This window comes from Sphingomonas sp. Leaf67 (genome assembly GCF_001421965.1).
Classification (GTDB): Bacteria; Pseudomonadota; Alphaproteobacteria; order Sphingomonadales; family Sphingomonadaceae; genus Sphingomonas.
The window spans coordinates 19,814-41,670 of the sequence record NZ_LMLP01000025.1 but is presented as its reverse complement, the minus strand read 5'-3'; the positions used below and the strand labels follow the sequence as shown (position 1 = coordinate 41,670).

General features: G+C 67.3%; 16 protein-coding genes. 10 read left to right on the top strand and 6 right to left on the bottom strand.

All coding sequences use genetic code 11. The annotated features are described in order from the left end of the window. Positions 1-195 precede the first annotated feature (195 nt). The 5 genes from ASE90_RS18110 to cobA all read left to right on the top strand — a co-directional run bounded on the left by ASE90_RS18110 (position 196) and on the right by cobA (position 7,782). Positions 196-1,434: a nitrate/nitrite transporter gene (locus ASE90_RS18110; protein WP_056004284.1), complete on the top strand. Its 1,239-nt coding sequence runs from the start codon at positions 196-198 to the stop codon at positions 1,432-1,434. Positions 1,435-1,463: 29 nt separating this feature from the next. Further along, complete coding sequence (gene nirB, locus ASE90_RS18105) at positions 1,464-3,965, top strand: nitrite reductase large subunit NirB (RefSeq protein ID WP_056004281.1); 2,502 nt, start codon at positions 1,464-1,466, stop codon at positions 3,963-3,965. Then, positions 3,962-4,300, top strand: coding sequence for a nitrite reductase small subunit NirD (gene nirD, locus ASE90_RS18100; RefSeq protein ID WP_200910942.1), 339 nt, complete (start codon positions 3,962-3,964; stop codon positions 4,298-4,300). The genes nirB and nirD overlap by 4 nt, the downstream gene beginning before the upstream one ends. A gap of 109 nt (positions 4,301-4,409) precedes the next feature. After that, positions 4,410-6,998 (top strand): nitrate reductase, encoded by a 2,589-nt coding sequence (locus tag ASE90_RS18095; RefSeq protein ID WP_056004278.1) that lies wholly within the window; start codon positions 4,410-4,412, stop codon positions 6,996-6,998. After that, entirely contained in the window at positions 6,988-7,782 is a 795-nt protein-coding gene (gene cobA, locus ASE90_RS18090) for a uroporphyrinogen-III C-methyltransferase (RefSeq protein WP_056004275.1), read from the top strand. Before ASE90_RS18095 ends, cobA begins: the two co-directional genes overlap by 11 nt. A 40-nt stretch (positions 7,783-7,822) precedes the next feature. Here cobA and ASE90_RS18085 read toward each other — a convergent pair whose 3' ends face one another. Beyond that, positions 7,823-10,786 carry a TonB-dependent receptor plug domain-containing protein gene (locus tag ASE90_RS18085; protein ID WP_056004271.1) on the bottom strand — a complete coding sequence of 988 codons (2,964 nt, stop codon included), beginning with the start codon at positions 10,784-10,786 and terminating at the stop codon, positions 7,823-7,825. A 273-nt stretch (positions 10,787-11,059) separates the two neighbouring features. Here ASE90_RS18085 and ASE90_RS18080 point away from each other — a divergent pair, with 273 nt between their 5' ends. Beyond that, positions 11,060-11,542 (top strand): gluconokinase, encoded by a 483-nt coding sequence (locus ASE90_RS18080; RefSeq protein WP_056004268.1) that lies wholly within the window; start codon positions 11,060-11,062, stop codon positions 11,540-11,542. Between the two features lie 52 nt (positions 11,543-11,594). On the opposite strand, the gene ASE90_RS18075 is transcribed toward ASE90_RS18080, so the two are convergent. Both ASE90_RS18075 and ASE90_RS18070 read right to left on the bottom strand, forming a co-directional pair. Beyond that, the gene (locus ASE90_RS18075; RefSeq protein ID WP_056004265.1) at positions 11,595-12,272 is read right to left on the bottom strand and encodes a FadR/GntR family transcriptional regulator; all 678 of its coding nucleotides are present in this window, start codon (positions 12,270-12,272) and stop codon (positions 11,595-11,597) included. Between the two features lie 32 nt (positions 12,273-12,304). Further along, entirely contained in the window at positions 12,305-13,657 is a 1,353-nt protein-coding gene (locus tag ASE90_RS18070) for a gluconate:H+ symporter (protein ID WP_056004262.1), read from the bottom strand. 262 nt (positions 13,658-13,919) lie between these two features. Here ASE90_RS18070 and ASE90_RS18065 point away from each other — a divergent pair, with 262 nt between their 5' ends. Next, a complete protein-coding gene (locus ASE90_RS18065; protein WP_056004259.1) occupies positions 13,920-14,168 on the top strand; it encodes a response regulator transcription factor in 249 nt (82 codons plus the stop codon). Between the two features lie 51 nt (positions 14,169-14,219). Then, positions 14,220-17,216 carry a glycosyl hydrolase family 28-related protein gene (locus ASE90_RS18060; protein ID WP_056004256.1) on the top strand — a complete coding sequence of 999 codons (2,997 nt, stop codon included), beginning with the start codon at positions 14,220-14,222 and terminating at the stop codon, positions 17,214-17,216. A gap of 74 nt (positions 17,217-17,290) precedes the next feature. Here ASE90_RS18060 and ASE90_RS18055 read toward each other — a convergent pair whose 3' ends face one another. From ASE90_RS18055 to ASE90_RS20390, 3 genes are all read right to left on the bottom strand, one after another. Then, positions 17,291-17,563 (bottom strand): hypothetical protein, encoded by a 273-nt coding sequence (locus ASE90_RS18055; protein WP_235530552.1) that lies wholly within the window; start codon positions 17,561-17,563, stop codon positions 17,291-17,293. 84 nt (positions 17,564-17,647) lie between these two features. After that, positions 17,648-17,968: a hypothetical protein gene (locus tag ASE90_RS18050; RefSeq protein ID WP_056004253.1), complete on the bottom strand. Its 321-nt coding sequence runs from the start codon at positions 17,966-17,968 to the stop codon at positions 17,648-17,650. A gap of 96 nt (positions 17,969-18,064) precedes the next feature. Further along, complete coding sequence (locus ASE90_RS20390; RefSeq protein ID WP_200910941.1) at positions 18,065-18,334, bottom strand: hypothetical protein; 270 nt, start codon at positions 18,332-18,334, stop codon at positions 18,065-18,067. On the opposite strand from ASE90_RS20390, the gene ASE90_RS18040 reads away from it, so the two are divergent. Together ASE90_RS18040 and ASE90_RS18035 are read left to right on the top strand one after the other, a co-directional pair. Next, complete coding sequence (locus ASE90_RS18040) at positions 18,323-18,721, top strand: VOC family protein (RefSeq protein WP_056004247.1); 399 nt, start codon at positions 18,323-18,325, stop codon at positions 18,719-18,721. The genes ASE90_RS20390 and ASE90_RS18040 overlap by 12 nt on opposite strands. Before the next feature lie 463 nt (positions 18,722-19,184). Then, positions 19,185-21,809: a TIM-barrel domain-containing protein gene (locus ASE90_RS18035; protein WP_056004243.1), complete on the top strand. Its 2,625-nt coding sequence runs from the start codon at positions 19,185-19,187 to the stop codon at positions 21,807-21,809. The last annotated feature ends 48 nt before the right edge of the window (positions 21,810-21,857 follow it).

Sequence of the window (21,857 nt, the reverse complement as noted above, 5' to 3'; positions counted from 1 at the left end):
TGATCGCGAATCGGTCATCTTGTGCGCGTCCGGCAATGGCGTCGGGCACGAGATAAGCGCGAAACGGTTCCAATGGCGGGACCGATAGCGTCGGGCGATCGATGATCGCCACACGGCAACGAAGCCGCTCCGATGCGCCCGACAAGGGCCGCGTCGGGGCGGCTTTTTTTTGTCCATCGCATTCGGGGAACTGCCATGGCTACCGCCTATTGGAAAGACGATACCGCCGCCAAACCGGACAGCTTCTGGTCCAGCGGACATACGCCGACGCTGATCGCGGCATTCCTGTATTTCGACCTCGCCTTCATGGTGTGGGTGCTGCTCGGCCCGCTCGCGCCCGACATCGCCAAGACGCTGTTGCTGACCCCGGCGCAAAAGGGCCTCATGGTCGCGGTGCCGACGCTGGCCGGGGCGCTGCTGCGCGTCGTCAACGGCCTGTTGGTCGACCGCATCGGGCCGAAGCGCGCCGGCGCGATCAGCCAAATCATCGTCATCGCCGGACTGTTCAGCGCATGGACGCTGGGGGTGAACAGCTTTGCCGGCACGCTGGCGCTGGGCGTCATCCTCGGGTTCGCCGGGGCGAGCTTCGCGATCGCCCTGCCGCTTGCCAGCCGCTGGTATCCGCCCGAGCATCAGGGCAAGGCGATGGGCCTTGCCGGCATGGGCAATTCGGGCACGGTGCTGGCCGCGCTGTTCGCGCCGACGCTGGCCAAGCTGTTCGGGTGGAACGCGGTACTGGGTCTTGCCTGCATCCCGCTGACGCTGGTGTTCGTCGCCTATATGGTGATGGCGAAGGACGCGCCGAACGCGCCCCCGGCGCGCAAGCTGACCGAGTACTTCCGTCCGCTGAAGCAAGGCGATGCATGGTGGTTGATGGGCTTTTACGCCGTCACCTTCGGCGGGTTCGTCGGCCTCGCCGCCTCGCTGCCGATCTACTTCACCGACCGGTTCGGGCTGACCACGATCACCGCCGGCTATTGCACCGCCGCCTGCGTCTTCGCCGGATCGCTGGTGCGACCGATGGGCGGGGCGCTGGCCGACAAGGTCGGGGGCGTGAAGGCGCTGTCGGTGGTGTTCGTCATCGCCGCCGCCGCGCTGGCCGGCGTCGGTCAGGCCGATAGCGTCGAAGCGGCGCTGACCCTGTTCGTCGTCGCCATGCTGGCGCTCGGTACCGGCAACGGCGCGGTGTTCCAGCTGGTGCCGCAGCGTTTCGCCGCCGAGATCGGGGTGATGACCGGGCTGGTCGGTATGGCCGGCGGTATCGGCGGCTTCTACCTCGCTTCCTCGCTCGGCCTCGCCAAGCAGCTGACCGGCAGCTTCCAGAGCGGATTCCTGATCTTCGCCACGCTCGCGCTGATCGCCTTTGCCGCACTGACCATGGTCAAGCGCCGCTGGCGGCGCGACTGGACCGCCGCCGACGGCGTCCGGATCTGAACCCTGTCCCCTTGCCACGGATCACCGTCATGAAACACGAAACGATTATCCCCGGCGGCGACCCGCGCGAACACCTCGTCGTGATCGGCAACGGCATGGCCGGATGCCGCGCGGTCGAGGAACTGCTGGCCCGCGACCCCGGCCGGTACCGCGTCACCATCTTCGGTGCCGAACCGCATGTGAACTACAACCGGATCATGCTGTCGCCGGTGCTGGCGGGGGAAAAGACGTTCGAACAGATCGTCATCAACGATGCCGACTGGTACGCGCAGAACGCGATCGAACTGGTCGCGGGCAATCCGGTCGATGCCATCGACCGTGCGGCGAAGACGGTGACGGCGCGATCGGGCCGGGTCACCGGCTATGACCGGCTGCTGATCGCCACCGGCTCCGATCCGTTCATCATCCCGGTGCCCGGCAAGGACCTGTCCGGCGTGATCGGTTTCCGCGACATGAAGGATGTCGACCACATGCTCGCCGCCGCCGAGCGCGCCAAGGAGAATGGGGGCGGCGATGCGGTGGTGATCGGCGGCGGTCTCCTCGGGCTGGAGGCGGCGCACGGCCTGTCGCTGCGCGGCATGAAAGTGACCGTGCTGCACATCATGCCGACGCTGATGGAACGCCAGCTCGATGAAGCGGCGGGCTGGCTGCTCAAATCCGCGCTCGAAGCACGCGGCCAGACCATCCTGACCGGGGCCGACACCGCCGAAATCGTCGGCAGCGATCATGTCGAAGCGGTCCGACTGAAGGACGGGACACTGATCCCCGCCAGCCTCGTGGTGATGGCGGTCGGCATCCGCCCGTCGGTGGCACTGGCCCGCGCGGCCGGCCTGGCGGTCGGGCGCGGCATCCAGGTCGACGACCATATGGTCACCAGCGACCCCGCGATCCTCGCGGTCGGTGAATGCGTCGAGCATGACGGCAACGTCTATGGCCTCGTCGCGCCGCTATGGGACATGTGCCGTGCGCTGGCCGATGGCCTGACCGACGCACATACCGGTTATCGCGGATCGGTGACCTCGACCAAGCTGAAGGTCGCCGGGCTGGACGTGTTCTCGGCAGGCGACTTTTCGGGCGGCGCGGGCGCGGAGGACATCGTCCTGCGCGACGCCAGCCGTGGCGTCTACAAGCGGGTGGTGGTCAAGGACGACCGCATCGTCGGGGCGGTGCTGTACGGTGATACCGCCGACGGCAACTGGTATTTCGACCTGCTCAAGCGCGGCGAGGATATCGGCGCGATCCGCGACCTGCTGATTTTCGGACAGGCCTTCGCTTCGGGAGGGGCGCAGGCGGACCCTAAGTCGGCCGTTGCGGCGCTCTCCGACAATGCGGAGATTTGCGGCTGCAACGGCGTGACCAAGGGGCAGGTGGTTGGCTGCATCGCCAAGGGCGCGCACAGCCTCGACGCGGTGCGCGCCACCTGCAAGGCGTCGGCATCGTGCGGATCATGCACCGGCCTCGTCGAAACCATTCTCGCGCTGACGCTGGGCGACGAGGTGCAGGCCGGCCCCAAGACGATGTGCAAATGCACCAGTTTCGGCCATGACGATGTCCGGCGCGAGATCGTCGCGCAGGATATGCGCTCGATCCCCGACGTCATGCAGAAGCTGCACTGGTCGACGCCCGATGGCTGTTCGTCGTGCCGCCCCGCGCTCAACTATTACCTGCTGTGCGCGTTGCCGGGCGTCTACAAGGACGACCAGCAGAGCCGGTTCGTCAACGAACGCCTGCATGCCAACATCCAGAAGGACGGCACCTATTCGGTGGTACCGCGCATGTGGGGCGGCCTGACCAACCCCCGCGAATTGCGCGCGATCGCCGATGTCGTCGAGAAATATGACGCACCGATGGTGAAAGTGACGGGCGGCCAGCGGCTCGACATCTTCGGCATCAAGCGCGAGGACCTGCCCGCCGTCTGGGCCGATCTGAACGCCGCCGGCATGGTCAGCGGCCATGCCTATGGCAAGTCGCTGCGCACGGTGAAGACCTGTGTCGGGTCCGAATGGTGCCGCTTCGGCACGCAGGATTCGACCGGGCTGGGGGTCAAGGTCGAGCGGATGACGTGGGGATCGTGGATGCCGCACAAGTTCAAGATCGCGGTGTCGGGCTGCCCGAGAAATTGCGCCGAGGCGACGATCAAGGATTTTGGCGTTGTCTGCGTCGACAGCGGCTATGAACTGTCGGTCGGCGGCAATGGCGGGATCAAGGTCCGCGCCACCGATTTCCTGTGCAAGGTCGCGACCGAGCAAGAGGCGATGCAGTATTGCGCCGCCTTCATCCAGTTGTACCGCGAGGAAGCGCGCTATCTGGAGCGGACCGCGCCGTGGATCGAGCGGGTCGGTGTCGATTATGTCCGTGCGCGGATCGCCGACGATGCGGCGGGCCGTGACGCGCTGGCCGAACGCTTCGCGTTCTCGCAGCAGTTCATGCAGGACGATCCGTGGGCGGCACGCGTCGCCGGGGCCGAACGCGAACATCACGCGCCGATGGCGACCTTCACCCCCACCCGCGCGACGGAGGAAATGGCATGATCGGCGAATGGCTCGATATCGGCTGGGTCGATGAAATCCCGGTGCGCGGCAGCCGCACCGTACAGGTCACCGGCGGCGACGACATCGCGGTGTTCCGCACCGGCGAGGGCAAGGTTTTCGCGCTGGCCGATCGCTGCCCGCACAAGGGCGGCCGGTTGAGCCAGGGCATCGTCCATGGCGGTGCGGTCGCCTGCCCGCTCCACAACTGGCGCATCGCGCTCGCGACCGGCGAGGCGATGGGCGAGGACAAGGGCTGCACCCCGACGGTGCCGGTCAGGATCAGCGGCGGCCGCGTCCTGCTCTGTCGCGCCAGTGCGCTGAAGGTGGCAGCGTGACTCTCCCTCTCTCCTTTAGGGGAGAGGGTCGGGGAGAGGGGGTCGTGCATAGCAACGACTGCCTCGCACTCCCCCTCTCCCAACCCTCTCCCCCAAGGGGGAGAGGGCTATGATAAGAACCACCTGCGCCTATTGCGGCGTCGGTTGCGGCATCCTTGCCACGCCGACCGGCGCACGCACCGCGACGATCGCCGGCGACCCGGAACACCCCGCCAATAGCGGCCGCCTCTGCTCGAAAGGCACGCATCTGGGCGAGACGATCGGCCTCGACAGCCGCCTTCTCCACCCCATGATCGGCCGCAAGCAGGCGACGTGGGACAAGGCGCTCGACCTCGTCGCCAAACGCTTCCGCGACACCATCGCGCAGCACGGCCCCGACAGCGTCGCCTTCTACGTCTCCGGCCAGTTGCTGACCGAGGACTATTACGTCGCCAACAAGCTGATGAAGGGCTTCATCGGTTCGGCGAACATCGACACCAATTCGCGGCTGTGCATGTCGAGCGCGGTCGCCGGACATCTGCGCGCGTTCGGCGAGGACGTCGTTCCCGCCAATTACAGCGACCTCGACGTCGCCGACCTGATCGTGCTGGTCGGATCGAACACCGCATGGTGCCACCCGATCGTGTATCAGCGCATCCGTGCGCGCTGCGACGCCGGGGCGAAGCTGGTCGTGATCGATCCGCGCCGGACCGAGACCGCCGACGAAGCCGACCTGCATCTGCCCGTAAAGCCCGGCACCGACGTCGCGCTGATGAACGGGTTGCTCGCATGGTGCCGCGATACCGGGGCGCTAGACGAAGCGTATCTCGACGCCCATGTCGCGGTGCCCGATGGTTTCTGGGACAAGGTGGCCGAGGGCTATGACCTGTGGTCGGTCGCGAAAACCTGCGACGTGCCCGCCGCCGACCTGCGCCGCTTCTACGAGCTGTTCGCCGCCAACCCGCGCACCGTCACGATGTTCAGCCAAGGGATCAACCAGTCGCTGACCGGCACCGATCAGGTCAATGCAATCGTCAACGTCCATCTCGCCACCGGCCGCATCGGCAAGCCGGGTGCCGCGCCCTTTTCGATCACCGGCCAGCCCAACGCCATGGGCGGGCGCGAGGTCGGCGGCCTCGCCACCACGCTCGCCGCGCATATGGATTTCGCGCCCGACAATGTGGCCCGGGTCGGCCGCTTCTGGGCCGCGCCGACGATGGCGACCGCGCCGGGGCTGAAGGCGGTCGACCTGTTCCGCGCCATCGGCGAAGGCCGGGTCAAGGCGGTATGGATCATGGCGACCAACCCCGCCGTGTCGATGCCCGATGCCGATCGCGTCCGCGCCGCGCTGGCCGATTGTCCGTTCGTGGTCGTGTCCGACGTGATCGCCGATACCGATACATCGGCCTATGCCCATGTCCGCCTGCCCGCCGCTGCGTGGGGCGAAAAGGACGGGACCGTCACCAATTCGGAACGCGTCATCAGCCGCCAGCGTGCCTTCCTGCCCCTGCCCGGCGACGCCAGGCCCGACTGGTGGATCATATCGCAGGTCGCGCAGCGCATGGGCTGGAACAGTGCCTTCGCCTATGATCGGCCCGCCGACATCTGGCGCGAGCATTGCCGGCTGTCGACCTATCAGAATGACGGCGCGCGCCGCTTCGCGCTGCCGGGGCACGCCGCACGCGGCAACACCGACTATGACGCGATGCAGCCGTTCCGCTGGGACGAGACGCCGTTCGCCGATGGCCGTTTCTCGACCCCCGACGGCCGCGCCCGCATGGTGTCGGTCGCGCAGAAACCGGTCGCCGGGACGCTCGACGCCTGGCCGATGACACTCAACACCGGGCGCTATCGCGATCAGTGGCATACCATGACCCGCACGGGCCTGAGCCCCAAACTGGCGCGCCACCGCGAGGAGCCGCTGGTCGAGGTCCATCCCGACGATGCGCAGCGCCTCGGCATCGCCGATGGCGGCCTTGCCCGGGTCGCAACGCCGCAGGGCGACAGCCTGTACCGCGCGCAGGTCACGCCGACCCAGCGGCCGGGCGAATTGTTCGTGCCGATCCACTGGACCGACCGCACTTCGACCGGTGGCCGCTCCGGCCGCCTGCCCCGCCCGCTGGCCGATCCGGTATCGGGCCAGCCGGGGTTCAAGGCGACCCCGGCGCGCATCACCGCCGTCGCGTGCGGCTGGCGCGGTTTCCTGATCCTGCGCGGCGAGGCAGCGGCGCGACCCAATTGCCTGTGGGCGACGCGCATCGCGGTCCCCTGCGGCACCGTCTGGGATCTGGCTGGCGACGGCGATGCGGCCCGGCTCGACGTGCTGCTCCCGCGTGGCGAACGGATCGAGGCGATCGACAGCGCGCGCGGCACCCGTCGCACCGCGATCCTGCAGGACGGACGACTGGCCGCCGCCCTGTTCGTCACCCGCGACGGATCGCTGCCGCCGCGCGACTGGCTGGTCGCGCAACTGGCCGAAGCCAGCGCCGCGCCGACCCTGCTCGCCGGCCGTGCGCCGGGGGTGCAGGTCGACCGTGGTCCGATCGTCTGCGCATGCTTCGACATCGGCCTGCATACCATCCTGACCACCATCGCCGACCAGCGGCTGACCGACGTCGCTGCGATCGGCAAGGCCATCGGTGCGGGAACTAATTGCGGCTCGTGTCGCCCCGCGCTCGCCAAGCTGCTGCTCCAGAAAGGATCGACCCATGCCGCATGATTTCCCGCACGGCATGGTCTGGCTGGTCGGGGCAGGTCCCGGCGACCCCGACCTGCTGACGCGCAAAGCCGAGCGGCTGATCGCTGCCGCCGACATCGTCTTCTACGACGCGCTGGTCGGGCCGGGCGTGCTCGACCTGATCCCGGCGCAGGTCGCACGGGTCCCGGTCGGCAAGCGTTCGGGCCGCCATTCGAAGGATCAGCGATCGATCAACGACCTGCTCGCCGACGCCGCGCTGGCGGGGCAGCGGGTTGTGCGGCTGAAGGGCGGCGATGCGTCGATCTTCGGCCGGTCGACCGAAGAGATCGAGCATCTGGCGGCGCACGGCGTCGCCACGCGCATCTGCCCCGGCATCACCGCCGCCAGCGCGGCGGCGGCGTCGGGCGGCGTTTCGCTGACGCTGCGCGGTCTTGCGCGCAAGCTGACCTTCGTCACCGCCCATGCCCGTGCCGGCGAGGCGCTCGACCTCGACTGGCAGACGCTGGCCGCCGCCGATGCGACGCTGGCCGTCTATATGGGCCGCGCCGCCGCGCTGGAGGTCGCCCGCGAATTGATCGCCGCCGGCCGCGCCGCCGACACGCCGGTCATGGTCGCGGTCAACGTGTCGCTGCCGACCGAACGGATCATCCGTGGGCGGCTGTCGGCGCTCGCCTTTCTGGTCGACGCGATCAGCGACAGCGACCCCGCGCTGCTGTTGATCGGCGAGGCGGTCGCCGCGCCGATGCCGGTCGCCGCGCAACCCGGTACGGCCACCAGATCGACCTGCGTCACGTCACCGGCGTGATCATGCCCGCAGAACGCGCGATTGCGGACGCCGATCGGGATCAGAAGGTGAAACGAAGGCCCGCCCGGTAGGTACGGCCCAGCGTGTCATAGAGCGCCGGGTTTACGTCGAGGCCGGTGTTGGTCTGCGGCGACGGGGTCGGATCATTGTCCATAACGTTGTCGACCTTGCCATACAGGACGGCGTTGTCGGTAATCTTGAACGACGCACCGAGGTCGAGGTAAAATTCGCCCTTCATCCGGTTGAAATTGACGGTGTTGTAATTGCCGGTCGAAACCGGGCAGTCGGTCTGGCAGACGACATAATTGTTGTTGAACACCCCATCGGAAAACCAGCGTTCCTGCACGGTCAGCGTCAGCCGACCGCTGTCATAGGTCTGCGTCGCCAGCCATTTCCAGTCGGGGATGGCACCGCTGTTGGCACCGGCGTCGTCGCGTTTGGCGACGCCCGCGATTCCGGCATCGACGATGAATTCACGGACATGCGTGCCCAGCGCGCGGATCGTGAAATTGCCCGGCAGGCCGAGCGGCTGGCGCCATTGATAGCTGGCCTCCAGATTGAAACCGCTGGTTTTCCACGACGCGAGGTTGAACGGCTGCACATTGACGAAGTTGCTGCCCTGCGGCCCGTCCAGCTGGAAACCGCCGCAGAACGTCTGATCCCCTTCGAAACAGAAGCGCACGATCTGGTCGGGCGACAGGCTCGAGACGACGCCGTTCAGCTTGATCTGATAATAGTCGACCGACAGGCTCAGCCCCGGCAGCCACGACGGACGCGCATAGACGATGCCGAGTTCGGTATCGCGCGCGGTTTCGGGCCGCAGGTTCGGATTGCCGACGGTGTTCTGGAACACCTGTACCGCGACGTTGCGGAACGGATCGTTGAAGCTGGGCAGCGTGGTGACGGTCGGTGCCGCGAACAGTTCGGACAGGTTCGGGGCACGCACGTCGCGCGACGTGACCGCGCGCAACGTCAGCCCGTCGAACGGCGTGGCCCAAGTGCCGCCGACCTTCCATGCCCAGATCGTTCCCGACGTGCTGTAATCGGTCAGGCGCGCGGCGGCGTTCAGATTGGCGCGACCGGCCACGTCACTGTCCACCAGCGGCAGATTGACCTCGACGAACCCTTCGAGGACGTCATATTTGCCCGTCCCGTTCTTGTAGTTGCCGGCCGCCCAGTTGCTGCCCTGCGCCGCGTTCAGCAAAGGATCGGCGGGGTACAGCGCGCTGTTGGGACTGACGTCGGCCACGCCCGCGCCGTATGCGTCGCCCCGGACCCGGTAATATTCGCGGCGATATTCGCCGCCGAACGCGACCGACAGCGGCCCCGCCCACAGATCGACCGGCTGGCCGGAAAAGTTGAGGCTGGCGACATCCTGCTTCAGCGTGGTGCGCTGGAGCGGGCCGGCCTGCGGCATGAGATAGTCGAGCGCGGCCTGGCTGGGGCGGAAATCGCCGAAGATATTGATCGGCTGACACCCCAGCGCGCGGGCGCGCGCATCGGCGCACACGATCGCGCCGTTCAGCACCACCGCATTGGTCGCCGCGACATAGCGCGGTTGCAGCACGATCCGGTCGACATCGATCGCGACCTTCGTCGTGCCGTGCTGATAATAGGCGTCATAGGTCCAGTCGGTCCCGACGACCGCGACCTTGCCCTTCGCCCCGACGACGAAGCGATACTGGTCGCGATCGGTCTGAACGAGCTGGTTGGGCAGTTGCCCGTTGCTCGACCCGAAGTTGAACGAGGTGATGCCGGCGGTGGCGCAACGATCGCGGATCAGCTGCGGCAGGAACGGATTGGCACACTGTACGGTCAGGTTGGGGCGGTTATATCCCGGGCTCGGCTGGTTGCTGGTCTTCACCTGCGCGATGTTGACCGTGCCGTAAATCTCGTTGCTGGCATCGAGATCGAAGCCGATCCGGCCATAGCCGTTCATGCGCTCCAGCTTCGATTTCAGCGACGCGCTCGACCCCGGCGCACCGGACAGGTCACCGCCGACGCAGAAAGAATTGCCCGGATAGCAGTTCGACACGCGGCCATTGCCGAGCGGCGTGCCGCCCGATCCGTAGTTGAAATTGACCGGCGTACCGTTCGCATCAAAGGCGATGCCCTGCAACGGGCCGTTGTTGATGAGGCCGTATTTGGCGTACTGATAGGGCTGTGCGAAATCGGAATAGGTGAATTGCGGTCCGGGTCCGCTGGTGATCCCGGAGTTCAGCAGCGTCGACGCGCGGTGCCAGTCGCGGCGGCCGGCAAGGTCGGTGCCGTAATTGCCAGGGCCGACCCCGCCCTCATGGTCATATTCGCCGCTGACGATCAGGTGCAGCCGGTCGCCCATGAACGACGTGCCATAGGCGGCCTGCACCAGCGCGGTCTCGTCATCGCCATAGGTGGTGATGCTGCCGAGGACGTTGGCCTTGAACCCCTTGAACCGGGTATCGGTGATGAAGTTGACCACGCCGCCGACGGCGTCCGATCCATAGGATGCCGACGCACCGCCGTTGACGATGTCGACGCGCTTGACCAGCAGCTGCGGAAACATGCTGATATCCGGCACGCCGGTCACATTGGCACCGACGACGCGCTGGCCGTCGAGCAGCGTCAGCGTGCGGATCGGTTGCAGTCCGCGCAGCGAGAAGGAGCTGAGCCCCTGCGTCCCGCTGGACGTGCTGAAGGTCCCGGTCGACGCGCCGGTCGACCCCTGCAACGACGGCAGCTGCTGGATCGTGTTGAAGATGTTCGGCTGGGCGTTGTTGGCGATCTGCTCTTCGCCGATGACGGTGGTGGGCGTCGGCGCGTTGAACCCGTTGGCGACGATGCGGCTGCCGGTGACGACGATGTCCGCCGCATCCTGCTCGCGTTCGGGCGCCGCGTCCTGTGGCGCAGCGGCCGGCACGGCAGGCGTGGTCTGCGCGAAGGCCGGCGCGGCACCCAGCGCACAGGCCAGCGCGAACAGGCTCGTGCCCAGACGGCAGCGATCAGGCGAAAAGCGATCCATCATCCATCCCCCAAAGCTTTTTGATCGATCCGTCACCCGTCGAGGGCGCGAACCGTTGCAGCGGTCATAGCGGATGATGTTCGCGGTAACATCTACGACCATGGTCGCGGTTTATGGGTACGACCACGACCAAGGTCGCGATGGTAAGTACCGGAAGATACGGGCAGGAACCGCGCACGAACCGCCCCGGCCACATCGGCCGGATCGGGAGCAAGGACGAACCCCCTGCCCGCACCATCGCCCCCCGCCGCCCTTGCCCACCGCGCGATCGTCGTGATGGGGGTGAGCGGTTGCGGCAAGACGACGCTGATGCACCACCTCGCGACGCGGCTGGGCTGCGCCGCGTTCGAAGGCGATGCGTTTCACGGGGCCGCCAATGTCGCGAAGATGCGTGCCGGTCATCCGCTCGACGATACGGATCGCTGGCCGTGGCTGGACCGGCTCGGCGCGGCGATCGGGGCGGCGGTGCGGGACGATGGCCTCGCCGTCGCGGCCTGTTCGGCGCTGAAACGGGGCTATCGCCAGCACCTCGGTCGCGTAAGCGGTGTGCCGCTGCTGTTCGTGCTGCTGGACGGCGAACGGGCGACCATCGCCGAACGACTGGCCGCGCGCGCGGGGCATTATATGCCCGCCAGCCTGCTCGACAGCCAGTTCGCCACGCTAGAACGCCCCGCGCCGGACGAGCGCGCGCTGGTGTTGCCCTGTTGCTGGCCGGTCGAACGGTTGGCGGCGGCCGTGCTGCGGTACGTTCACGCGTAAGCCGGTCGGCTGACCCTGCCCGTCGGATCCGGTCGACTGCCGCGATCGATCGCTACGGCATCAGCCGCTTGCGTCCCTGCGACAGATGCCAGCGCATCGCCAGCGCCGCACCGTCGCCGTCCTGCGTGCGGATGGCGTCGACGATCGCGTCATGTTCCTCCATCATCGCCTCGATCACCTGCGGCGGGCGAGCGCGCGAGATGTCGACCCCGGCGCGCAGAATCCGCATTACCCCGTCCTGCAACTGGTCGAAGATTGCGACGAAGGCGTCGTTGCCGGTCGCCTCGGAAATCGCCCGATGGAGCTGCCAATCCTCGTCATGCGCCGGTGCGCTCGAAAGGAGTGCGCCGCGCAGGGCCGCCAGACGCTTCTCGATCACGTCGAGGTCATGGTGCGAGCGGCGCTGCGCCGCCAGCCGCGCCGCCTCCGCCTCGACCACGAAACGCACTTCGTAGGTACCGAGCGTCGCCGCCAGCCCGTCGAGCGGCACATGCGCGCCGAGCCGTTCGGACGGGCGGCGCTTCACATAGGAACCGGCACCGCGACGCGCCTCGGTAATGCCATCGGCGGCAAGACGGACCAGCGCCTCGCGCACGATGGTGCGCGACATCCCGAACATCTCGGCCAGCCGCGCTTCCGATGGCAGCCGGTCGCCCGCAGCCAAATGCTCTTCGTTGATGATCCGCACGATCGCCGTATAGGCGCGATCCGCCAGTCTCTCGCCCGTCACGGCTGCCCGTCCTCTCCGTCACGCTGATCGAGTCAGACGATGTAGCTCAGTCCCGCGACCATGATGAGGCCGGCGACCGAAATCACGGTTTCCAGCAGCGACCAGGTCCGGAACGTATCGGCGGTGCTGGTGCCCATATAGCCCTTTACCAGCCAGAAGCCCGGATCGTTCACATGGCTGAAGAACACCGACCCGGCACCGATCGCCAGCACGACCAGCTCGGGCGAGGCCCCCGATGCGGCGACGACGCCGGGCATGACGCCGACGGCGGTGATGGTGGCGACGGTCGCGGAGCCAGCGGCCAGCCGGATACCGACTGCGACCAGCCAGCCGAGCAGCAGCGGCGAGATCGCATACATCATGACCACCCGCGCGAGCAGGTCGGACAGTCCGGCGCTGACCAGCACCTGCTTCAACGCGCCGCCCGCACCGATCGCCAGCAGGATCGCGCCCGCCGCGCCCATGGTTTCGTGCCAGATCGATTCCTGGATCGCCGCCTCGCTCAACCGCCGCCCGAACAGGAGCGGCAACGCCATCAGGTTGGCGATCAGCAGCGCGAGCACCGGATTGGCGGCGGCGGCAAGGATCGCCGAGTCGGCAAGGGCCGGCACCAGCTTGGCCAGTTCGCCCGACGCGATCAGCACGATCGGCAGCAGAACGATGAACAACGCCCGCCCCCGCGACGGCGTAGCCAGATCGATCACCGGATCGCTGAGCACCGGCTCGGTCAGGCGGATGCCGGGGGTCACGAACCGCGCCAGCACCGGTCCGGCGAGGACCGCGATCGGAATGGCGATCACCACGCCATACAGCATGGTGAGGCCGAGATCGGCCCCCAGCGCTTCGACCGCGAGCAACGGCCCGGGATGCGGCGGGACGAGCGCATGGACCACGCCCAGCCCGGCGAGCGCGGGCATGATGAGGCGCAGCTTTGCCGCGTCGCGCGCTTCGGGTGTCGCGCCGTCCGCCATCGCCTTGGCCGCCGCGACCACGATCGGCAGCAGCAGGACCAGCCCGGTTTCGAAGAACAGCGGCAGGCCGATCACGATGGCGATACCCAGCGTCGCCCATGGCGCCGCCCGCGGCCCGGTCAGCCGCAGCGCGCTGTTGGCCAGCGCCGACGCCGCGCCCGACAGATGCAGCATCGCGCCGAGCGACAGGCCGAGGGCCACGACCAGCCCGGTGCCGCCGATAATGTCGCCGACGCCCTTCTGCACGGCCTTTGCGGTGTCGATCAGCGGCAGTCCGGCGAGCAGTCCGACCGCAAAGGCACCGCACAGCAACCCCATGAACGGGTGCAGCCGGCCGCGCACGATCATCAGGATCGCAAGCGCGATACCGGCGATCGCGGCTGCGACCAGCCGCAGGTCGCTGACACCGGTCATCGGGCGACCCCAAGCATGTTTCGCTGCGGCATCGACACCCTCCCCCAAAGCGCACCCGCTGCGGTCATGCCGTGCGAGTTGTCCAACAGATCATACCGGTTTTTCGGAAAAAACCGCTTGAATATGATCGTCATAGTCGAACATACTGAAACCTGTCCAACCGATTCCGGGCAAACCGGAACGAAACACACCCGCCCTGCGACCGCCCGACGCGGCAGCACGGGGCAATGTCACTTGGGAGAGTGCGATGAAAGGGGCAGCCATGGAAGCGCGCACGACGACGAGGTCGCGAAGCTGCGACATCGGCTCGGCGGTGCGACTGACGCCGACACAGGTGAAGGTGCTGTGCGGCGTCCGTTCGGGACAGTTCAACAAGCAGATCGCCCACGACCTCGGCATCGCCGAAGCGACGGTGAAGGCGCACATGACGGCGTTGATGCGCAAGCTGAACGTGCAGAACCGCACGCAGGTCGCGATCGCGGCACAGTCGCTGGTGCCGCACCCCGCCTGACCCTTGTCCGGGGCACCCGCCCCGGAACCCCATATTGACGGAGCCTCCCCCATGAAGGTGTACGGCCTGCTGTTCGCCGCGACCCTGCTCGCGCCCGTTCCTGCCCTTGCGCAGTCAACCTCGGTGTTCCTGACCGCCCCCGACGATCCGCGCGCGGTGACGGTCCGGGGCGTCGGCGATGGACGCGCGGACGACACCGCCGCGATCCAGCAGGCGATCGACGCGGTCGCCGCCGACCGGCAGCGCGGCGGGGGCGGCGTCGTCTTCCTGCCCTCCGGCCGCTATCGCATCTCGCGCACCGTGTTCCTGCGGTCGGGCGTGCGGATGTTCGGCATCGGACCGACACGTCCCGTCTTCGTCCTTGGCGACAATACGCCGGGCTATGCGACCGGCATCGGGGCCATGCTGAGCTTCACCGGCGAGGATCAGTATAGCGCCGGCAAGCCGCCGGTGCCGCCGCCCACCAGCGTTCCGGCCAATGACGCGGTGTTCGATGCGACCTCGACGACCTTCTACTCTGCGTTGGCGAATGTCGACTTCGAGATCGGCAACGGCAATGCCGGTGCCGTCGCGGTACGTTCCCGCGTCGCGCAGCACGGGTTTCTGCGCCATATCGATTTCCGCCTCGGCTCGGGCTTTGCCGGCGTCTATCAGGCGGGCAACGAAGCCGACAATCTGCGCTTCTTCGGTGGCCGCTATGGCATCGTCACTGAAAAGACGTCGCCGGCATGGCAGTTCACGCTGATCGATTCGGAGTTTTCGGGCCAGCGCGACGCGGCGATCCGCGAGCATGAGGTCGACCTGACGCTGGTGAACGTTGCGATCCGCGATACGCCGGTCGGGATCGAGATCGATCGCGGCTATTCGGACTCGCTATGGGGCAAAAACGTCCGGTTCGAGAATGTCAGCCGCGCCGGCGTCGTCATCTCCAGCGAACAAAGCGTCTTCACCCAGATCGGGTTCGACAATGCGGTCGGAGTAAATACGCCGGTCTTCGCGCAGTTCCGCGAGAGCGGCCGGACGATCCGCGGGCAAGGCGCGCAGTGGCGCGTCGCCGACTTTTCGCACGGGTTGACGCTCGCAAAGGTCGGCGAGATGGGCAAGATCGCAACGGATATCAGCATGACGCCGCTCGCCACTGCCCCGGCACGCCCCGCGCCGGCATTGCCGCTGCTGCCGCCCGTCGGCGAATGGGCGAACGCCAGAACGCTCGGTGCCAAGGGCGACGACCAGACCGACGACACCGCCGCGCTGCAACGCGCGGTCGATGCCCACCGCGTCGTCTATCTCCCGACCGGCCGCTACCGCATCACCGATACGCTGAAGCTGCGCCCCGACAGCGTCCTGATCGCGCTCCACCCGAACCAGACGCAGCTTTACCTGCCCGACAACGCGCCACGCTTCGCCGGCATCGGCGACGCGAAAGCGATGGTGGAGAGTGCGCGGGGCGGCAGCGCGATCCTCTATGGGCTCGGCCTTTATGCCGGGGGCGTGAACCCGCGTGCGTCCAACCTGATCTGGCGCGCGGGCGAACGGTCGATGGTCAACGACGTCCGCATCCACGGCCCGGTCATCTACAATCAGGGCAAGGCCAGTGGCGGCGGCATCGATCCCGAAGCGCGCTGGGACGGGCAGCAGGCCAGCATCTGGGTCACCGATGGCGGCGGCGGCACGTTCAACGCGATCTGGACCCCGAACGGCCTCGCCTCCACCGGCTTCTATGTCAGCGACACCAAAACCCCCGGCCACGTCTACGAATTGTCGGCCGAACATCATTTCAAGAACGAGATCGTGCTGCGCAACGTCGAGAATTGGGAGTTTCTGGCCCCCCAGACCGAACAGGAGGTCCGCGACGGCGTCTACGCGGTGTCGACCGAGTTCCACGACAGCCGCAACATCCTGTTCGCCAACTATCACGGCTATCGCGTCACCCGCACCGCCAAGCCGATGGACACCGCCGTCCGGCTGTTCAATTCGGGCGACATCCGCTTCCGCAACGTCCATGTGAATGCCGAAAGCGCCTATGCCCATTGCGACACCGAAGGCTGCGGCACGTTCGTCCGGGCGAGCAAATATCCGTTCGAGAACGCCATCAAGGACCTGACGACCGGACAGGAAGTACGTGAGCGGGAGTTCGCGAAACTGGACGTGCCCGCCGCCGCCCGCCCGGCTGCCGTCGTCGGAGTTCCGGTAACGCCCGGCGTGCGCAAGCTGGCGGACGGGTTCTACTCGATCGCCGGGGGCGCAACCGATGCACAGGGCAAGCTCTACTTCATCGACCGCTTCCACCAACGCATTCATGGCTGGTCGCCGTCCGAGGGGCTGACCACCGTCAGCCAGACGAGCCTCGACCCGGTGAACCTGACCGTCGACCGGTCGGGGCGGCTGCTGGTGCTGTCGGGGGCCGGGCGCGACGGCACCGTCTACAGCATCGATCCCAAGGCACCCGACGCCGTCCGCACGATCGCCGCCACCGCGCCGCGCGCGGGCAGCGCGATGGCGTTGCCGGTCAATGTCTGGGCGAACGGCGAATTCGCCGACCGCATCGATCGCAAGACCTACGCGTTCCCGCCCCTGTCGTCCTTCTTCACCGACAAGATGGGCGAAGCGAAGCGGCAGGCCTATGTATCGCCCGACGGGTCGGTCGCGATCCCCGCATTCCGCGTGTGGAATCAGGGGCCGGACGATCATCAGGGCTGGCGCTGGTCCGATACGCTCGACAGCTACGGGCTGGTAACCGCGCGCGTGGGCGAGCGTGTCTACCTGACCAACGCGTCCGAGAATCTGACCTATAGCGGCGCGGTGACGCGCGGCGGGGCGCTGACCGATCTTCGCGTCGTCGCGCCGCGCGGCGGCGAAAGCGTGGCACGCGGTGCCGATGGCGAACTCTACGTCGCGAACGGACAGATCTGGGTCTATGACAAGGACGGTCGTGAGGTTCGCCGCATCGACGTGCCGGAACGTCCGCTCCAGTTGCTGATCGGCGGACCGGACCGTCGCACGCTCTACATCCTCGCGCACCACGCCCTGTACGCGGTCTGCATCTGAATAGGGCGTCGATCCGGAACCGGTACGCCTCCCTCTTGCTTCCCCGTTCCGACGTGAGAAGGTGGCGGATCGACCTACAGGCCGGCTTGTTCGATCATCTCCGCGACCTCACCCGGCAAGGCGGCCTCCGACTTGGGCAGCAGCCGGTGAAGCGCCGTCTCCACGCGTTTGCGTGCGACCTGATACGCCTTGTGGCGGATGACCCGCATCGCGTTCGTCCGCCAGGATGGGCTCTCACCGAGCCGCGCTTCCCACTTCGCTTCCTCCGCTTCGAGGATCGACAACGCGATGCGCAATCCATCGCGTCGTCCGCGGGCATATTCATCGGAAATTGGTGGTAACTTCATGTGGAGATTAGGTTGGCCCGCCCGACAGTTCCTGACAAGGCAAATCCCGGTGCGGCGGCCTTTCCTGGCGGGCAACGAGGTGGCTTAATTACCTTCGGCGTCGACCATGACCACGATCGGCCTGCCGCGCGACATCGGCTCCCAGCCGGCCGACACCGCCGAGCGCACGCAGCGCGCGATCGTGGCATCGTCAAGCTGGAGCCGACCGCGCGGCAAACCCTTCAACAGCCGCTTGGGCGGCGGAAATTCGACCAGCGCTTCGCGCTTGGCATCTTGCTGGAGGAGCGCAATCGTCATGCCCTTCCACCCCTCGTCATCCGACTGGTGGGGTTCGCTGTGCAGGTGCCAGTCATAGCTGGCACCATCGACGGTAACGGTTCCGGCGTTCATTCGGGATTTCGACATGATCCCGCCTGTAGCACACCAAATCCGCACAGGCACAAACCCGGGTTCCGGCACCGTGCATATAACACGTTGTCGATCAGCAATCCCCAGCTGCAATCAAACCGGCAGAAGCCCGACTGCCCGGTAGCTGGCAATCGTGGCATCGAAGAGCGCGATGTCCGATCGGCCCCTCGCGAAAAGTTGTGCGCCCGCGACCGCTGCATCGATGGCGCGTGCCCTGACTTCGCTCCCGCCCGGTTCGCCTATGCCGACCGCAGCAGCGGCGTGCAGGAACTGGATGGCCGCCCACAGCAACCGTGCAACCGGACGCGGTTCGGGTTCGTTTGGAAAATACCCCGAGCAGGAGAGAATAAAGTGCTGTTTCACACGATGATTGGATCGAACGACATCCAGCGATCGAAGCGCTTCTACGACACGGTGCTCGGCACCCTGGGCGTTGGCGAAGCGACGCTCAACATCGCAGACAGCGGGCATACCCGTCTGATCTACAATAACGGCAACGGGACCAACTTCATCGTCAGCCAGCCGATCAACGACGAACCGGCAACCGTCGCGAACGGCAGTACCGTCGCCTTCGCGTGCGATTCGCCCGAGCAGGTGAAGCAGTTCCACGATATCGCGGTCGCCAATGGCGGCACCTCGATCGAAGCGCCGCCGGGGCCGCGCAACACGGCGTCCATGGGCACGATCGAACTGACGTACGTGCGCGATCCCGACGGCAACAAGCTTTGCGGGATCCATTTCCCCAAATAAGCCGGCGTATCGTATCGTGGCCGTGTTCCCCGTCCGTGTTCCGGGCGGGCAGCGCTTGGTCGATCCGGCGCGACGAAGATCGTCCACCAGGTCCGGCGGGTCAGGTCGCGCGCAACATTGCCTGGGCATTTCCCCGAACCGCCGGGCATGGATCGGCCCATTCGGCGTCAGCGGCCGCTGGGTCCCACCCATCCCGGCGCAACGCGATCGCATCGAAAAGCCGCCATTCCATTCCCGAAGAATGTCGCCATCCTGCTCGTCGGCGTCGAGGGTCGGCGGCAACCTGCCACGGTACAGGTTCACGTGCACTCTCGTCGCCGCACGCCGCGGCCGCATTGACGGTGGAAACGGCTCTGGCGGTCGCTGAACGATGCGTGCGTTTACCTGAGCGCCTTCCGCAGATAACGAATAGCCTGGCCAAGCCGCCGATGATAAGCGGCAACCTGTGCCAGAAGGTCGGAATATGAACAGCCCGTCATACCGTGTTGACCGACGCTCGTTTCTGCAGATCGCCGGCGTGGGTGGCAGCGTCGGCCTTGGCCCGCCGCTCGCTGCCGCGGTGACCCAGGCCCCCGCACCGCCGCTACAGGTCCGCGTCCCCGGCGGGGTGCTGAGCGTCATGCCGTTGCGCGACAATGCGGTGCGTATCCGCCTGTCGCCGGACGGCGCCGAAGCGCCCGCCAGCCAGTTCCTGTTGCCCGCCGGGATGCCGCGCTGCCGGGTGCGCCGGACGAAGCGGACATCGACCCTGTCGCTGGCCCGGCTGACCTGTTCGCTGGACGACGCGACCGGGGACCTGGCCTTCACCGACGCCCGGGGGCATGAGATCCTGCGCGCGCCGGCCGGCCGCGCCGCGCCGTCGGCGGTACGGGGCCAGCCGACGCTGGCGGTCGAACAGACCTTCGTCGGCCCGGCCGGCGAGACGCTGTTCGGCGGCGGCCAGTTCCAGGACGGGTTCCTCGACGTCAAGCGGCTGCCGCGGCGGATGACGCAGGTGAACACGCAGGTCAGCCTGCCCTTCTTCGTGTCGAGCGCCGGCTACGGCGTGTTGTGGCACAATTACGGGCTGACCGACCTCAACCCCCTGCCGCATTCGGTCGCGCTGCCCAAGGCCGCCGCGGCCGGGGCCGGGCGCGAGGAGACGGTGACGACCGCCGCCGGCTCCAGCACGCAGCGCCGTCAGGACAATGTGTTCGAGGGCAGTTTCGAGACGACCCATGCCGGCCGCCACGCGCTGCTGCTCGACGTCGGCAGCGAGATGGCGAACCGCTATCATCTGGAGATCGACGGCACGGTGCTGGTCGATTTCGCCAATCACTGGCTGCCGCCGACGACCAGCCTGTTCGCCGATCTGGCGCCCGGCCGGCACCGGGTGCGGGTGATCGGCGATGCCCGGAACGCGCCCGTCCTGTTCTTCGGCGCGGCGCAGGACGACACGGTGCTGCGGTCGCCGGTGGCGGAGGCGCTCGATTACGTCGTGGTCGCGGGCGACGACGGCGCCGGGATCGTGTCGACCTATCGCCAGTTGACCGGCACCGCGCCGATGCCGCCGCGCTGGGCGTTCGGCTATGTCCACAGCCGGGAACGCTACCATACGCAGGAAGAATTGCTGAGCAACGCGCGCGAGTTCCGGCAGCGGCGGCTGCCGATCGACATCATCGTGCAGGACTGGGAATATTGGGGCAAGCACGGCTGGAACGCGATGGTGTTCGACCGCGATCGCTATCCCGATCCCGCCGCGATGGTCCGCGACCTGCACGCGCTGGACATGAAGCTGATGCTGTCGGTCTGGCCGAAGGTCGGGCTGGACACCGATCTGGGCAAGCAGATGACCGCGCACGGCTATTACGTGCCCGGCACCGAATGGATCGACTTCTTCAACGGCGAGGCCGCGGCCTTCTACTGGAAGAACGAGCGCGACAAGCTGCTGTCGCTGGGCATCGACTGTTTCTGGCAGGACGCGGTCGAACCGGAAAACGATGCGCTGGCCGGCCACACGACCGCGGCCGGGATCGGCGAGACGGTGCGCAACATCTATCCGCTCCAGGTCGCGCGAACGGTATACGAGGGGCAACGCCGCGACGCCCCGGGCAAGCGGGTGCTGACGCTGACCCGCTCGGCCGCGCCGGCGCAGCAACGCTATGGCACGATCACCTGGTCGGGCGATGTCGGCAACGACTGGGACACGCTGGCGCGGCAGGTCGCCGCGGGGCTGAACTTCGCCGCCGCCGGGATGCCGTACTGGACGGTCGATGCCGGCGGGTTCTTCCGGCCGGGCGCCGGGCAATATACCGACCCCGCCTATCACGAGCGGCTGATCCGCTGGTTCCAGTACGCCACCTTCCTGCCGATGCAGCGGGTCCATGGCTATCAGACCGACACCGAATTCTGGCGCTACGGCCCGAAGGTCGAGGGGCTGGCGCGTGCGCTGATCGAGCTTCGATACCGCCTGCTGCCCTATGTCTATAGCGAGGCGGCGCTGGTGACCCACCGCGATTCCAGCATGTTGCGGCCGCTGGTCATGGACTTCCCCCGGGACGGCCGCGCGATGGCGCAGCGCCACGCCTATATGTTCGGGCACGCGTTCCATGTCGCGCCGGTGCTGGCGCCCGACGTCACCGAATGGCCGGTCTACCTGCCCGAGGCGGCGGGCGGCTGGCACGATTTCTGGACGGGCGAGCGCCGCGCCGGCGGCACCGAACACCGCGTCGCGGCGACGATCGACCGTGTCCCGCTGCACGCGCGCGCGGGCAGCATCGTGCCCCTCGGGCCGGTCGCGCAATCGACGGTGCAGGCGACCAACGCCGACCTGGAACTGCGCATCTATCCCGGCGCCGATGGCCGGTTCAGCCTGTATGAGGATGACGGCACCAGCTATGAGTACGAAGAGGGCCGGTTCGCCTGGGTCGACTTCGCGTGGAACGACCGCGACCGGACGCTGTCGATCTCCGCGCCGCGCGGTTCGCGTATGGCAAAGGTGCAGTTGCGACAGCTTCACATCGTGCTGTCCGGCGAAAAGGCGACGCGGGACGTACCCTATAACGGCCGGGCAATGTCGGTGACGATGCGCGCAGACGGCGCGGCATGATATCAAACGATCACCGCCGGGCACTTCGTACGGATGATGTCCATCGAC

What these genes read in the sequence shown, in the direction of transcription:
- nirB (WP_056004281.1), top strand. Translation starts at nt 1,464, where the DNA reads ATGAAACACGAAACGATTATCCCCGGCGGCGACCCGCGCGAACACCTC.
- ASE90_RS18055 (WP_235530552.1), bottom strand. Translation starts at nt 17,563, where the DNA reads ATGAAGTTACCACCAATTTCCGATGAATATGCCCGCGGACGACGCGAT.
- ASE90_RS18110 (WP_056004284.1), top strand. Translation starts at nt 196, where the DNA reads ATGGCTACCGCCTATTGGAAAGACGATACCGCCGCCAAACCGGACAGC.
- ASE90_RS18035 (WP_056004243.1), top strand. Translation starts at nt 19,185, where the DNA reads ATGAACAGCCCGTCATACCGTGTTGACCGACGCTCGTTTCTGCAGATC.
- ASE90_RS18085 (WP_056004271.1), bottom strand. Translation starts at nt 10,786, where the DNA reads ATGATGGATCGCTTTTCGCCTGATCGCTGCCGTCTGGGCACGAGCCTG.
- ASE90_RS18050 (WP_056004253.1), bottom strand. Translation starts at nt 17,968, where the DNA reads ATGTCGAAATCCCGAATGAACGCCGGAACCGTTACCGTCGATGGTGCC.
- ASE90_RS18060 (WP_056004256.1), top strand. Translation starts at nt 14,220, where the DNA reads ATGAAGGTGTACGGCCTGCTGTTCGCCGCGACCCTGCTCGCGCCCGTT.
- ASE90_RS18095 (WP_056004278.1), top strand. Translation starts at nt 4,410, where the DNA reads ATGATAAGAACCACCTGCGCCTATTGCGGCGTCGGTTGCGGCATCCTT.
- ASE90_RS18070 (WP_056004262.1), bottom strand. Translation starts at nt 13,657, where the DNA reads ATGACCGGTGTCAGCGACCTGCGGCTGGTCGCAGCCGCGATCGCCGGT.
- ASE90_RS18080 (WP_056004268.1), top strand. Translation starts at nt 11,060, where the DNA reads ATGGGGGTGAGCGGTTGCGGCAAGACGACGCTGATGCACCACCTCGCG.
- cobA (WP_056004275.1), top strand. Translation starts at nt 6,988, where the DNA reads ATGCCGCATGATTTCCCGCACGGCATGGTCTGGCTGGTCGGGGCAGGT.
- ASE90_RS18065 (WP_056004259.1), top strand. Translation starts at nt 13,920, where the DNA reads ATGGAAGCGCGCACGACGACGAGGTCGCGAAGCTGCGACATCGGCTCG.
- nirD (WP_200910942.1), top strand. Translation starts at nt 3,962, where the DNA reads ATGATCGGCGAATGGCTCGATATCGGCTGGGTCGATGAAATCCCGGTG.